This is a genomic window from Pseudomonas sp. GW821-FHT01E05 (genome assembly GCF_059422425.1).
On sequence record NZ_JBWKWW010000002.1, the window covers coordinates 425,804 to 439,980 of the forward strand.

Genomic DNA, 14,177 nt, shown 5'->3' on the forward strand with positions numbered 1-14,177 from the left:
TCGCTGCCCACTTTTTGAGGGGGTGGCGCCTTGGCACGCTGGCTTTTGTGGAAATCGGTTTCAGTGCAGGTTCGGTAAAGCGGTTTGCAGCAACATCGGGTCTTTCAAAACGCTTGCGGCGCTGGCGATATCCGGCGCCAGCCAGCGGTCCTGGTCATAGGCCGGAACGCGCTCACGCAACAGTCTCCACGCGACGTCAGTGCCGGCACCGAAGCGTTGCTCCTTGAGAAATTCGAAGGCCTGGGCGGCCAGCAGATATTCGATAGCGAGAATCTGCGTGCAGTTTTCCAGCGCCCGATGCAGCTTCAGTGCTGCGTTGGTGCCCATGCTCAGATGGTCTTCCTGCAGGCCCGAGGTGACGTAGTTGTCGAGTACTGCCGGTTGCGCCAACTGGCGATTTTCTGCGCACAGGGAAGCCGCAACGTACTGGACGATCATCATCCCGGAGTTGACGCCGGGGTTAGCCACCAGGAATGCCGGCAAACCACTCACGTGCGGGTTGATCAAACGGTCGAGGCGACGCTCGGCAATCGAGCCGATTTCCGCCATGGCAATCGCCAGCAGGTCAGCAGCCAAAGCCACCGACTGGCCGTGCGGGTTGGCCTGGGACATCACCCGGAAGTTGTCCGCAGTGCCCAGCAGCATCGGGTTATCGGTGACGGAATTGAGTTCGATTTCGACCTGACGGGTGGCGTGGTCCAGCTGATCCCGCACCGCGCCGTGCACCTGCGGAATCGAGCGGATGCTTAATGCGTCCTGGGTGCGAATGCCCTTGCTGCTGGCAATCACTTCACTGCCATCGAGCAGGCTACGCAGGTTGATACCGACCTGCTGCATGCCCGGGTGCGGCTTGAGGGCGATGATTTCGGCGTCGAACGCGGCGATCTGCCCGCGCTGGGCCTCAAAGCTCATGGCGCCGATCACATCGGCCCACTGCACCAGTCGGGTGGCGTCGGCAATCGCCAGGCAGCTCAGGCCGGTCATGCACGGCGTGCCGTTGACCAGGCACAGACCGTCCTTGGCACCCAGTTGCACAGGTTTCAGAGCTTCTTCGGCCAGGGCCTGCTGCGCGGAAACGATCTGCCCGCGATAGCTGACCTGGCCGACACCCAGCAGGGCGATGCCGATGTGGGCCATATGGGTCAGGTAACCCACCGAACCCTGGGACGGCACTTGCGGGGTGATACCGCGGTTGAGCAAAGCCAGCAGCGCTTCGACCACTTGCCGATGCACGCCGGATTTGCCATGGCTGTAGTTGATGATCGCCGCGCACATGATCGCCCGGGTCTGTTCGTTGGCCAGAGGCGCACCGATGCCGCAGGCATGACTGAGCAGAGTATTGCGCGACAGTTGGCTCAGTTGTTCGCCTTGCAAGGATACGTTGCACAGCGCACCCAGGCCGGTATTGACGCCATAGGCACGCTCGCCGCTGACGACGATGCGCTGGACGATGGCTTGAGCGTTCTCGATCCGCGCCCAGGTGCCAGCCGACAACTCAAGCACCGCGCCACCACGTGCGACCGCAACCACATCCTGCCAACGCAATGGGGCATCGGCGATAACGATTTTTTCAGCCTGGGACATCTTCAACCTCACCGTACAAACCTGAATTTTTGTGCAGCCTTTGCGACGCTATCGCGAGCAAGCTCGCTCCCACAGGGGTTATGTAAACACTGAAAATCCAATGTGGGAGCAAGCTTGCTCGCGATGAGGCCAACAAACTCACTGCAAATCTCTTAAACCACCGCTGCCCGTCGCTGAACGAAACGATCGACGTATTCATCCGCTGGAGAATGCAGGATCTCTTTCGGCGTGCCGACCTGGATCAACCGGCCATCCTTGAGGATCGCAATGCGGTTGCCGATGCGCACGGCTTCGTCGAGGTCGTGGGTGATGAACACGATGGTCTTGTGCAAAGTCTTTTGCAGCTCGAGCAACTGGTCCTGCATTTCGGCGCGAATCAGCGGATCGAGTGCACTGAAGGCTTCGTCCATCAGGATGATGTCGGTGTCCGCCGCCAAGGCGCGGGCCAGGCCCACACGCTGACGCATACCGCCGGACAGCTGATGCGGGTATTTGTTTTCGTAGCCCTTGAGGCCCACGGTGTTGATCCAGTGCAGCGCACGCTCGGCACACACTTGCCTGGTTTCACCGCGTACTTTCAGGCCGTAGGCGACGTTATCCAGCACGCTCTTGTGCGGCAGCAGACCGAAGCTCTGGAACACCATGCTGATCTTGTGCCGACGGAATTCGCGCAGGGCGTCCATGTCGTATTGCAGAATGTCCACGCCGTCCACCAGAATCGCGCCGCTGGTGGGATCGATCAGGCGATTGAAGTGCCGCACCAAGGTCGATTTACCGGAGCCGGACAGGCCCATGATCACGAAGATCTCGCCGGTGCCAATGCTCAGCGACAGGTTGTTGACCCCGACCACGCAGCCGGTTTCGGCCAGCACCTGGTCCTTGGTCTTGTTCTGGCGAATCATGTTCAGCGCGTCGGCCGAACGATTACCGAAAATCTTGAAGACGTTTTTGACTTCGATCTTGCTGATGGCTGCGCTACTCATTTGCTCACCTCATGCCGTGGCCGACCATAGGCCTGAGTAATGCGGTCGATGACCACTGCGAGAATCACGATCGCCAGGCCGGCTTCCAGGCCGCGTCCGACGTTGAGGGTCTGGATACCCACCAATACATCTTCACCCAGGCCACGGGCACCGATCATCGAGGCAATCACTACCATCGACAGGGCCATCATGGTGGTCTGGTTGATCCCGGCCATGATGCTCGGCAGGGCCAACGGCAGTTGCACACCAAACAGTTGCTGCCAGCGGTTGGCGCCGAAGGCGTTGATCGCTTCCATCACTTCGCCGTCGACCTGACGGATACCCAGATCGGTCAGACGAATCAGCGGCGGTGCGGCGTAGATCACCGTGGCGAAAATCGCCGGAACCTTGCCCAGACCGAAGAGCATCAGCACCGGGATCAGGTACACGAAGCTCGGCATGGTCTGCATGATGTCCAGCATCGGCATCAGCACCGAACGCAGACGGTTGCTGCGCGCCGACAGAATGCCCAACGGAACGCCAATCAACACCGAGATGACCGTTGCCACCAGCATCAGCGCCAGGGTTTGCATCAGCTTGTCCCAAAGGCCGACAGCGCCCACCAGGAACAGCAAGCCAACGATGACCGCGGTGGTTACCAGTTTACGGGTCGCGTGCCAGGCAACGCCCGCCACGATCGCCAGCATCAACCACCACGGTGCCGCACGCAGCAGGCCTTCGAGGTTGACGATGGCCCAGAGCAGGGTGTCGGAGATGTGCCGGAACACATCACCATAGTTGGTGACCAGCGAATCGACCCAACCGTTGACCCAGTCGGCGATGGAAAAGGTAAAGCTTTCGGGAAACATAAGAGACTCTCAATCAAGGGGTTGCGATCAAGCTTGCGACTGCCCTTTGGGGCAGTCGGAAAGGCTCAACCTACAAGGCCGCGTCGATTTTCCTGGCTGCGTCTTCGCTCACCCATGCGTGCCAGACTTCAGGATGTTCCTTCAAGAAGATCTTGGCCAGTTTTGGCGATTCGATCCGCTCTTTGGTCATGCGCCCGAGGTTCTGGTTCAGCAGGTCGATTGGCAGGTTGACCTTTTCCAGCACGGCGACCAGTTCCGGGGCTTCGTCGTGGAAGGTCCTGGACAGGCCGACCTTGATGCTCACGCTTTTATCCACGCCTGGTTTTTCGTCCAGTTTCACCAGGTCAACCTGGCCCATCAGCGGCGTTGGCGACCAGTAGTAGAACAGGATCGGCTCGCCACGCTTGTAGCTCGACAGCACCGCAGCATCCAGTGCCGGGCCGGTACCTGGGCGGAAGTTGGTGTAGCTGCTTTCCAGGCCGTAGCTTTTCAGCATTTCGCTGTTGTCCAGCTCACAGGTCCAACCGGCCGGGCAGTTGTAGAAACGGCCCTTGCCTGGCTCTTCCGGGTCTTTGAACACGGCGGAATACTTGCCCAGATCAGCAATGTTTTTCAGGCCCGGGGCCTTGGCTTCCAGTTTACGCTTGGCGTCACCTTCAACCACGTAGCGCGGCACGTACCAACCCTCGATCGCACCAACCACTGGCGCACCGACACCAACGACCTTGCCGGCCTTCTCGGCCTTGTTCCAGACTTCGCTGCGGCCAACCCACTCCTCGGCGAAAACCTGGATGTCGTTGCTGCTCAGAGCGTTCTCCATGGTGATGGAGTTGCCCGGCAGGCTGTCGGTTTTGCAGTCGTAACCTTTTTCCAGCACGACCTGCAGCACGTCAGTGAGCAGCATGGCGCTTTCCCAGTTCAACCCGGCGAATTTCACCGGCTTGCCGGATTCGCACCAACTGGCTGCCTGAGTGGCGCCCGCGCTGGCGAGTACACCCAATGAAAGCATAGTGGTCAGCAGGGTCTTATTCATTTTCATTGTGTGACACTCCTAAACATGAAATGGATTACGGCAGTCAAAAGGCATCCAGCCCTGTCCACGTCCAATCAAGGTCTAGACCGCAGTAGCGCGGCCTGCCCCACTCAGCTTGTGTGCTGTTACCGCGCCCTGCTCTACCGGCAGGATCAAACGGTCAGGTACTGCGCCATGCCACTTCTTGGCCGCCAGGTAATACATCCCTGCAGGTACCACCAGACCAATGATCCAGGAGATATCGGTATCACCGAGGCTCGCGACCAATGGACCGGTGTAGAAATGCGTGGAAATGAACGGCATCTGAATCAGCACACCGAACACATAAATGGTGATCCCCATGATGTTCCAGCGCCCGTAGCGACCGTCGGGATTGGACAGTGCAGGGATGTCATAACGCTCTTTGGTAATGCAGTAGAAGTCCACCAGGTTGATCGCGCTCCACGGCGTGAAGAATGCCAGCAGAAACAGGATGAACGCGGAGAATTCCTTGAGGAACGAGTCCTTGCCGAGCACTGCCAGCAAGGTAGCGATCACGACCATGGCGAAGATGTACAGCAGGCGAACCGTGCTGGAAATCTTCCGGCTGCCGCGAAAGCCACTGATGATGGTGGCAATCGACATGAAGCTGCCATAGGCGTTCAACGTGGTGACGGTCACCTTGCCAAAGGCCACGGCAAAGTACAGCAGGGCCGCGACGATGCCGGTACCGCCGAGGCTGACGATGAACGACACTTCGTGATGGGCGAACTGCGAACCGGCCAATGCCGCCGCAAACACCCCGAAGACCATCGAGGTCTGCGCGCCGATCATCGAACCCAGGCCCACCGCCCAGAACGTCTTCGACGCCGAGGTCGTGCGCGGCAGGTAGCGCGAGTAGTCCGCGACGTACGGACCAAAAGCAATCTGCCAGGACGCCGACAGCGAAATCGCCAGCAGGAAACTGCTCAGGGAGAAATGCTTGTTACCCAACAGCGCGCCGATATCGTTGCCGGCAAGCAGTTTGTAGAACAGGTAAGCGAACGCGATCACACCCAGCACACTGGCCACCCGGCCAATCCCGTGAATGACCCGATAGCCGAAGATGGTCAGGACCACGATCAGACCGGCAAAGGTCACGATCCCGATCCAGTCATCGACATTCAGCAACTGGGCAATCGCCTGCCCCGCGAGCAGCGAACCGCTGGCGGAAAACCCGATGTACATCAGGCACACCAGCACCAACGGAATCACCGCACCATACACGCCAAACTGCACGCGGCTGGAAATCATCTGCGGCAACCCCAACTGCGGGCCTTGGGCCGCATGCAACGCCATGACGCCACCGCCGAGCAACTGCCCGACCAGCAAACCAATCAACGACCAGAACACATCCCCACCGAGCACCACCGCCAATGCACCGGTAACAATCGCGGTGATTTGCAGGTTGGCACCCAGCCACAGGGTGAATTGACTGAACAGACGACCGTGTCTTTCCGCTTCCGGGATGTAGTCGATCGAACGCTTTTCGATCAACGGTTTACTGCTTGCACGATCGTCATTAACAGCCATTGTTCAACCTCTATGGATTGTTCCAGTAATTCACTCGACCCCTGTAGGAGCCGAGCTTGCTCGCGATGACGGTGTACCTGACAAACCGCGTCATCGTTTATCGCGAGCAAGCTCGGCTCCTACAGGGTTTGCGTTGGGTCAGTTTCTCAGCCGGTGATCATCGGCAGGTTCAGGCCCTGCTCGTTGGCACAGTCGATCGCGATCTGGTAACCGGCATCGGCGTGACGCATGACGCCGGTGGCCGGGTCGTTGTGCAGCACGCGAGCGATGCGCTCGGCCGCTTCGTCCGTACCGTCGCAGACAATCACCATGCCCGAGTGCTGGGAGAAGCCCATGCCGACGCCGCCGCCGTGGTGCAGGGACACCCAGGTCGCGCCACTCGCGGTGTTGAGCAGGGCGTTGAGCAGTGGCCAGTCGGACACGGCGTCGGAGCCATCCTGCATCGATTCGGTTTCGCGGTTCGGGCTGGCCACCGAACCGGAGTCCAGGTGGTCGCGGCCGATCACGATCGGTGCCGACAGCTCGCCGCTGCGAACCATCTCGTTGAACGCCAGGCCGAGCTTGGCGCGCAGACCCAGGCCCACCCAGCAGATACGTGCCGGCAGCCCCTGGAAGCTGATGCGCTCGCGCGCCATGTCCAGCCAGTTGTGCAGGTGGGCGTCGTCCGGGATCAGCTCTTTGACCTTGGCGTCGGTCTTGTAGATGTCTTCAGCATTGCCCGACAGCGCCGCCCAACGGAACGGGCCGATACCGCGGCAGAACAGCGGACGGATATAGGCCGGTACGAAGCCCGGGAAGTCGAAGGCGTTCTCGACGCCTTCTTCTTGCGCCATCTGACGGATGTTGTTGCCGTAGTCGAAGGTCGGAATGCCCATTTTCTGGAAGTCGAGCATCGCTTTGACGTGCACGGCCATGGATTGCTTGGCGGCTTTGACCACGGCAGCCGGCTCGGTCTTGGCGCGAGCGCGGTACTCTTCCCAGGTCCAGCCGGCTGGCAGGTAACCGTTGAGCGGATCGTGGGCGCTGGTCTGGTCGGTGACCATGTCCGGGCGCACGCCGCGCTTGACCAGTTCCGGCAGAATTTCAGCTGCGTTACCCAGCAGAGCGATGGAAATCGCCTTGCCTTCCCTGGTGTATTTGGCGATGCGGGCCAGCGCGTCATCGAGGTCGGTGGCTTGCTCGTCGACATAACGGCTGTTCAAGCGGAAATCGATGCTCACTTGTTGGCATTCGATATTCAGCGAGCACGCGCCGGCCAGGGTCGCGGCCAGCGGTTGAGCGCCGCCCATGCCGCCCAGACCGGCAGTCAGGACCCAACGACCGGTGAGGTTGTCGTTGTAGTGTTGGCGACCGGCTTCGACGAAAGTTTCGTAGGTGCCCTGAACGATGCCCTGGCTGCCGATGTAGATCCAGCTGCCGGCAGTCATCTGGCCGTACATGGCCAGGCCTTTGGCGTCCAGTTCGTTGAAGTGTTCCCAGTTCGCCCAGTGTGGCACCAGGTTGGAGTTGGCGATCAGTACGCGCGGGGCGTTGCTGTGGGTCTTGAATACGCCGACCGGCTTGCCGGATTGCACCAGCAGGGTTTCGTCGTCATTCAGATTGGTCAGGCTTTCGACGATCTTGTCGTAGCACTCCCAGTTACGTGCCGCACGACCGATACCACCGTAAACCACCAGCTCCTTGGGGTTCTCGGCCACTTCCGGGTCGAGGTTGTTCATCAGCATCCGCAGCGGCGCTTCGGTCAACCAGCTCTTGGCGGTCAACTTGTTGCCGCGAGCAGCGCGGATTTCGACGTCACGGTATTTAGTAGGCTTATTCTCGGTCACGAAAAAAACTCCTCAGCGATCAATCCAAACTAACCCAGGCAGTGGGCGAGCAAGCCAATGTGCAAACGGTGCACACCGGCGAATCAGTGGACGATGGTCGAGTCTCCGCGACTCATACACATACGTCTTTACTTGTACATACAAGCATATGCAATCAAGCGGCCAACTTGCTGGATGGACATTCAATAAAGTGTTGAATCTGGCTGAAAAGCCCTTGGGGCAAGGGTTTGGCCACTGGAGATTTTTTTGGGGAGGATTTTTTCGAAGCGTGAGATCTGTTACCTGAGCGCGATTTTGCGCCACGCTGGGGCGTTCGGTAACAAATTGGTGCGCGTAGGGAAACGGGTTACCGGAAGCCAGAAAGCAAAAAATCGCAACTGACGACAGCTCTCAGAGCGGCCGCACGTTGCGATTCTTTTAAGACGGTTGAATCAGAGCGCTGTCAGTTCGATCACACAGCACTGGCCGCGGACGGAAACATCCAGCAACCCGGTGTTACCGTTCAGTTGCAGGCAATCATGACGACCCAATACATGGACCGCGCCGCCATCGATCTGCACCTGGAGTGCATCGGCCACGCTGAACACCAGCAGCGTTGCGGTCGAGCTGAAGAACCGCTGCTCGCCACTGACCCACTGCAACCGCGCCTGGTAACGATTCGCCGCATAAATCAGGTTGAAGTCGCGAATCGCACCGCCAAGCAGCGTGCAGGAAACCTGGCTTTCGCCGCTGAACGCAAACGGGTCCAGCGGTAACAGTGGCCGCGTTTTCTGGCCATCGACCGTCAAGGTCATGCCATCACCCTGCAGCACGGTGATGACCCGCTCATAACCGGCAAAGGTGGAGAAGCCACCCGACTCACCGATATCGGCAATCGACAGGCGCCAGCCGAAACCGTCCAGGCCGGTGCCCGCATCACGGGTGATTTCCTCGGTGCTGCCGCCGCCGTTTTTCCAGGGCATGCGCGGATAATCGGCGGCACGCAAAACGTTCAACTGACTCATTTATGCCTCTTGTTTATGGCTCTTTATTTATGAAACCGCCCTTCCAGACGATGACGGGAACCGGGGTGGATCAGACGAGCGGCCGTCACTGGCTGACGCCCGGACCAGGTCCGACGGCGAATCAGCAGGCACGGCTCACCTTTTTCGATCTGCAGCAATTTGCATTCGGAAGGCTCGGCAAGAATCGCTTCGACCACGTGTTCGCCTTCGGTCAATGGGGCAACCTGATTCAGGTAGGCGTAAGGCGTTTGCAAGGTGAAGTCTTGTTTGAGGTATTCCGGCGCCACCAGCGCGTTGACGAAACGGTCCTCGATTTGCACGGGAATATCGTTCTCGAAATGCACGATCAGCGAGTGGAAGACCTTCTGGCCTTCACGCATATCCAGCGCCAAAGCGCGCTCGGAGCCGGCAGCCTCTTCTTCGAGGGTGATCACTTTGCACGTGTGGCGATGGCCACGGGAGGCGATTTCGTCGGCAATGTTATGCACTTCGAACAGAGCCGACTGGCTCTTCGGTTCGGCGACGAATGTACCGACACCCTGCATACGCACCAGCAGACCGTCGGCGGTCATCTCGCGCAAGGCGCGATTGATGGTCATACGACTGAAGCCCAACTGGCTGACCAGCTCGCTTTCCGACGGAACGCGATAGTGCGGCGGCCAGTTCCCACTCTCGATTTGCTGAGTGATCATCTGTTTGACGCGGGCGTACAAGGGCGCCGGACTGTCGCCCATATGGGCAGCCAGCGGGGAGACGGCAGGCGGAGTCGGCACGGGAAATCCTTGTTCGTTAATAAAGGTTGATAGCTTGCCGGAGTTTACCGGGCAGGCAAACGTCTGTATATGTATATACAAATAACACACGATGGGGTGCTGAACCATGTCCGCTTTCTTTGCCGAACGCGCACTGCTGCCTAGTGGATGGGCCAACAATGTACGTCTTGAGGTCAACGCCGATGGCGTACTGACCCACATCCAGGCCGATGCCAGTGCAGATGGCGCCGAAATATCAAGCGGTCCGCTGCTGCCGGGGATGCCGAATCTGCACTCCCACGCGTTCCAGCGGGCGATGGCCGGACTGGCGGAAGTCGCCGGCAATCCGAACGACAGCTTCTGGACCTGGCGCGACCTGATGTATCGCCTCGTCGGAAAAATCAGTCCGGAACAACTCGGGATCATCGCCCGTCAGCTTTACATCGAAATGCTCAAGGCTGGCTACACCTCAGTCGCCGAATTCCATTATGTGCATCACGACACCAATGGCCAGCCCTACGCCGACCCGGCCGAGTTGTCATTGCAGATCAGCCAGGCCGCCAGCGCTGCCGGAATCGGCCTGACCCTGCTGCCAGTGCTTTACAGCCATTCCGGTTTCGGTGGCCAGGCGCCCAATGAAGGCCAGCGGCGCTTTATCAACAGCACCGAAAACTATCTGAATTTACAGGCGCGTCTGCAGCCGCTGCTGGCACAACAACCGGCGCAACAATTGGGCTTGTGCTTCCACTCGCTGCGCGCAGTGACGCCACAGCAGATCAGCGAAGTACTGGCGGCCAGCGATAAACAGTGCCCGGTACATATCCACATCGCCGAGCAGCAAAAGGAAGTCGACGACTGCCTGAGCTGGAGCGGTCGCCGTCCGCTGCAATGGCTCTACGAAAATACCGAGGTCGATCAGCGCTGGTGCCTGGTCCATGCGACCCACGCCAATCCTGAAGAAGTCGCGTTGATGGCCAGGAGCAAGGCCATCGCCGGCCTCTGCCTGACCACTGAAGCCAACCTTGGTGACGGGATTTTTCCGGCGGTGGACTTCCTCGCCCAGGGCGGACGGATGGGCATTGGCTCCGACAGCCATGTGTCGCTCAGTGTGGTGGAAGAACTGCGCTGGCTGGAATACGGTCAGCGTCTGCGCGATCAAAGGCGTAATCGCTTGTATCGCGGCGATCAGCCAATGGTCGGCCGCACCTTGTATGACGCGGCACTGGACGGCGGCGCCCAGGCATTGGGGCAGCCGATCGGCGCTCTGGAAGTCGGCAAGCGCGCCGACTGGCTGGTACTCGACGGCAACGATCCATATCTGGCAACGGCAAATGGCGACGCGATACTCAACCGCTGGCTATTCGCCGGTGGCGATCGCCAGGTGCGGGACGTACTGGTCAACGGTCAATGGGTGATCCGCAACGGCCATCATGCCGGAGAAGAAGACAGCAGCCGGGCATTCACCCAAGTGTTGCGCGAGTTGTTGGGCTAAGTAAGGTCTGACTGACGATCGTTCCCACGCGTGTGGGAACGATCAAACCCGGTGTCGCTATTTCGACGTCTGGGCCATCTTCGTATCCGACACTCGCCAGATCAGGCGGGTCGTGTCGTAACCTTGCTGACGCGCCCTGCTCAGCAGTTCTTCACGCTTCACCGCATCAAGCTCTGGCGTTCTGGACAACAGCCAAAGGTGGCGACGGCTCGGGCTACCGACGATGGCCGTCTTGTAGTCGTCGCTGACGTACAACACCCAGTATTCGCCCTTGGAAACGCCTGGTAACAGGGTGGTCAACCAATTATCGAATTCGACCCACAGCTTGTCGGTTTTGCCGGGAATCTGCGGCGTTGCCGTGCCTTTGACCTCTTCCCATTGCCGGTCAGGGGTCAGGCAGCGGTTCAATATCAGGACATTGCTATCAGCCTTAAGGATGTAATGGGCTTCGGATTGCGCGCAGTTACGCTGGAAGTAAATTGGCAGGCGGGCCAACTCATACCATTTTCCTTGGTAACGCTTGAGATTGACGCTGTTGGCGGTCTTGGGTGCCAATGGGTCATTGCCAGAAGTGGCGCAGCCAGCCAATACCAGGCTGGCCAAAAGAGCTATTACGAACCGCATCATTATTTTTCTCCCGTGAGCGCCTGGCCCCGGTTTACTTCAGGCCTTGCCCGGAAAACATCAGCACTTTGTCACCCGCGTACTGCACGCTGATAAAGCTGTTCTTGTTGCCCCAGGTGCAGCTGGACATGCCCAGGGCGCCGGAACAATCGGAAGGAGTACCCAAGAGTTTTTCGACTTCGGCCTTGGGCATGCCGGTCGAAATTTTCGAGTAGTTTTCCTGATTGACCTTGCTGCACGCAGCCAACAGCACGCAGAACGACAACAGAGCGAGAGAACGCAGCGACATGGTGAAACTCCTGGACGGAAGGGGGAAGGCATGGCTGCCAACCAGAAGGTTAGAAGAGAAAAGTGCCATCTGGTTCCCCAAGCCACGGGCTATTTCTTACATGTAAAACTCTCTAATCCCTCCTGAAATCAGCCATTTTCCTACGCAAACAGGTATTTCGTCGGATATCTCAAAAGCGGCCTAATCTTTGGCGCTGGCAAGTCGACATAGAGGCAGCGTAAAAGCCCCTGACCCCTGGCAAATTGACGCCTTTCGTTGACCAGCCCATCGCGGTAGTTCATTTAATGACCAGAAATATGAAATTCAGCCACAAGATTCTGCTTGCAGCCGCTCTTGTGGTCGCTGTCGCGTTTGCCTGCTTCATCCTGTTCAACGACTATCGACAGCGTCAAACCTTGCGCAACAGCACCGAATCCTCAATGCAGGAACTCGGCAGCCTGACCACCAGCAACATCCAGACCTGGCTGGAAAGCCGCATGCAATTGCTGCAGTCGCTCGCCCAACAGATCGCCATCGACGGCAGCACGCCTGACAACCTCAAGCGCAGCGTCGGCCTGCCGGCCTACACCAGCAATTTCCAGCTGAGCTACTTCGGCGGCCAGGACGGCGTGATGTTTTCGGTTCCGGCCGGTAATCGGGCGGCGGACTACGACCCGCGCTCCCGTGGCTGGTACAAAGCGGCCAACAGCGCCCAGCAGACCATTGTCACCGAGCCCTACATCGCTGCGTCGTCAGGCAAGCTGGTGATCACCATCGCTACCCCGGTGCAGCATCAGAACCAATTCATCGGTGTGGCCGGCGCCGACATCGACCTGTCCAGCGTCAGCGCGATCATCAACTCGCTGAACTTCGGCGGCCATGGCCATGCCTTTATCGTCAGCGCCGACGGCAAGATCCTGATCCACCCGAACAGCAAACTGGTGCTCAAAAACCTGGCTGACGCTTATCCAAACGGCGCACCGAAGATCAGCCCGGGCATGAAAGAAGTTGATCTGGACGGCAAGTCCCAGTTCATCTCCTTCACCCACGTCAACGGGGTGCCATCGGCGGACTGGTATGTGGCGTTGGTGCTCGACCAGGACACCGCGTTCTCGATGCTCAGCGAATTCCGCACCTCGGCAATCATCGCCATGGCGATAGCCGTGGTGATCATCATCGCCCTGCTCGGCATGCTGATCCGCGTGTTGATGCAACCACTGCTGACCATGGGCCGCGCCATGCACGATATTGCCGAAGGTGAAGGCGACCTGACCAAGCGCCTGACCATTCATGGCCACGACGAATTCGGCGCGCTGGGCATGTCCTTCAACCGTTTCGTCGAGCGAATTCATACCTCGATTCGTGAAGTCGCCTCGGCCACCGGCCAGGTCAACGAAGTGGCCTTGCGGGTGGTCAGCGCTTCCAACTCGTCGATGTTCAACTCCGACCAGCAGGCTTCGCGTACCAGCAGCGTTGCCGCGGCAATCAACCAGCTCGGCGCTGCGGCGCAGGAAATCGCCCAGAACGCCGCCCTCGCCTCGCAGCATTCCAGCGATGCACGCAGCCTGGCCGAGGACGGTCAGCAAGTGGTGGATAAAACCATCGCAGCCATGCAGCAGCTGTCGGCCAACATCAGCGATTCGTGCGGCAATATCGAGACGCTGAACAGCAACACGGTGAACATCGGGCAAATCCTCGAAGTGATCACCAGCATCTCGCAACAAACCAACCTGCTGGCCCTCAACGCTGCCATCGAAGCCGCCCGTGCCGGTGAGGCCGGACGTGGTTTTGCGGTGGTCGCCGATGAGGTACGCAACCTCGCCCACCGTACTCAGGATTCAGCGCAGCAAGTACAGACCATGATCGAAGAGTTGCAGGTCGGCGCGCGGGAAGCCGTCGTCACCATGACCGACAGTCAGCGCCAGAGCGAAAGCAGCGTCGGTATCGCCAACCAGGCCGGCGAGCGCCTGAGCAGCGTGACCCAGCGCATCGGCGAGATCGACGGCATGAACCAGTCGGTAGCCACCGCCACCGAAGAGCAAACGGCCGTGGTCGAGTCGATCAACGTCGACATCACCGAGATCAACACCCTCAACCAGGAAGGCGTGGAAAACCTGCAATCGACCTTGCGCGCGTGTGCCGACCTTGAGCAGCAGGCCGCGCGGCTCAAGCAGTTGGTGGGTAGTTTCAGGATTTAAACAACGCCAATGAT

12 protein-coding genes are annotated in these 14,177 nt (G+C 59.2%); 2 read left to right on the forward strand and 10 right to left on the reverse strand.

All coding sequences use genetic code 11. From position 1 onward, the window contains the following. Nucleotides 1–60: 60 nt before the first annotated feature. The 8 genes from hutH to hutC form a co-directional block, all read right to left on the reverse strand. On the reverse strand, nucleotides 61–1,584 hold the full coding sequence (gene hutH / locus AC07W5_RS05410; RefSeq protein ID WP_495022914.1) for a histidine ammonia-lyase: 1,524 nt from the start codon (nucleotides 1,582–1,584) through the stop codon (nucleotides 61–63). A gap of 152 nt (nucleotides 1,585–1,736) precedes the next feature. Beyond that, nucleotides 1,737–2,567, reverse strand: coding sequence for a quaternary amine ABC transporter ATP-binding protein (locus tag AC07W5_RS05415; protein ID WP_495011041.1), 831 nt, complete (start codon nucleotides 2,565–2,567; stop codon nucleotides 1,737–1,739). Further along, nucleotides 2,564–3,415: an ABC transporter permease gene (locus AC07W5_RS05420; protein WP_494994326.1), complete on the reverse strand. Its 852-nt coding sequence runs from the start codon at nucleotides 3,413–3,415 to the stop codon at nucleotides 2,564–2,566. The genes AC07W5_RS05415 and AC07W5_RS05420 overlap by 4 nt, the downstream gene beginning before the upstream one ends. Before the next feature lie 70 nt (nucleotides 3,416–3,485). Then, the gene (locus tag AC07W5_RS05425) at nucleotides 3,486–4,454 is read right to left on the reverse strand and encodes an ABC transporter substrate-binding protein (protein ID WP_494994327.1); all 969 of its coding nucleotides are present in this window, start codon (nucleotides 4,452–4,454) and stop codon (nucleotides 3,486–3,488) included. Nucleotides 4,455–4,529: 75 nt separating this feature from the next. Continuing rightward, entirely contained in the window at nucleotides 4,530–5,999 is a 1,470-nt protein-coding gene (locus tag AC07W5_RS05430) for a purine-cytosine permease family protein (protein ID WP_494994328.1), read from the reverse strand. Nucleotides 6,000–6,145: 146 nt separating this feature from the next. Continuing rightward, entirely contained in the window at nucleotides 6,146–7,825 is a 1,680-nt protein-coding gene (hutU, locus tag AC07W5_RS05435; protein WP_495022915.1) for a urocanate hydratase, read from the reverse strand. Nucleotides 7,826–8,256: 431 nt separating this feature from the next. Next, nucleotides 8,257–8,829 (reverse strand): HutD/Ves family protein, encoded by a 573-nt coding sequence (locus AC07W5_RS05440; protein ID WP_495011038.1) that lies wholly within the window; start codon nucleotides 8,827–8,829, stop codon nucleotides 8,257–8,259. 23 nt (nucleotides 8,830–8,852) lie between these two features. Further along, complete coding sequence (gene hutC, locus AC07W5_RS05445; protein ID WP_494994483.1) at nucleotides 8,853–9,563, reverse strand: histidine utilization transcriptional repressor HutC; 711 nt, start codon at nucleotides 9,561–9,563, stop codon at nucleotides 8,853–8,855. Between the two features lie 145 nt (nucleotides 9,564–9,708). On the opposite strand from hutC, the gene AC07W5_RS05450 reads away from it, so the two are divergent. Continuing rightward, nucleotides 9,709–11,073 carry a formimidoylglutamate deiminase gene (locus tag AC07W5_RS05450; RefSeq protein WP_494994331.1) on the forward strand — a complete coding sequence of 455 codons (1,365 nt, stop codon included), beginning with the start codon at nucleotides 9,709–9,711 and terminating at the stop codon, nucleotides 11,071–11,073. 57 nt (nucleotides 11,074–11,130) lie between these two features. On the opposite strand, the gene AC07W5_RS05455 is transcribed toward AC07W5_RS05450, so the two are convergent. Both AC07W5_RS05455 and bamE read right to left on the reverse strand, forming a co-directional pair. Continuing rightward, a complete protein-coding gene (locus tag AC07W5_RS05455; protein ID WP_494994332.1) occupies nucleotides 11,131–11,700 on the reverse strand; it encodes a lipocalin family protein in 570 nt (189 codons plus the stop codon). A gap of 31 nt (nucleotides 11,701–11,731) precedes the next feature. After that, nucleotides 11,732–11,986, reverse strand: coding sequence for an outer membrane protein assembly factor BamE domain-containing protein (bamE, locus tag AC07W5_RS05460; protein ID WP_419113747.1), 255 nt, complete (start codon nucleotides 11,984–11,986; stop codon nucleotides 11,732–11,734). Between the two features lie 284 nt (nucleotides 11,987–12,270). Between bamE and AC07W5_RS05465 the strand changes: the two genes are divergently transcribed. Beyond that, entirely contained in the window at nucleotides 12,271–14,163 is a 1,893-nt protein-coding gene (locus AC07W5_RS05465) for a methyl-accepting chemotaxis protein (RefSeq protein ID WP_494994333.1), read from the forward strand. Nucleotides 14,164–14,177: the final 14 nt, after the last annotated feature.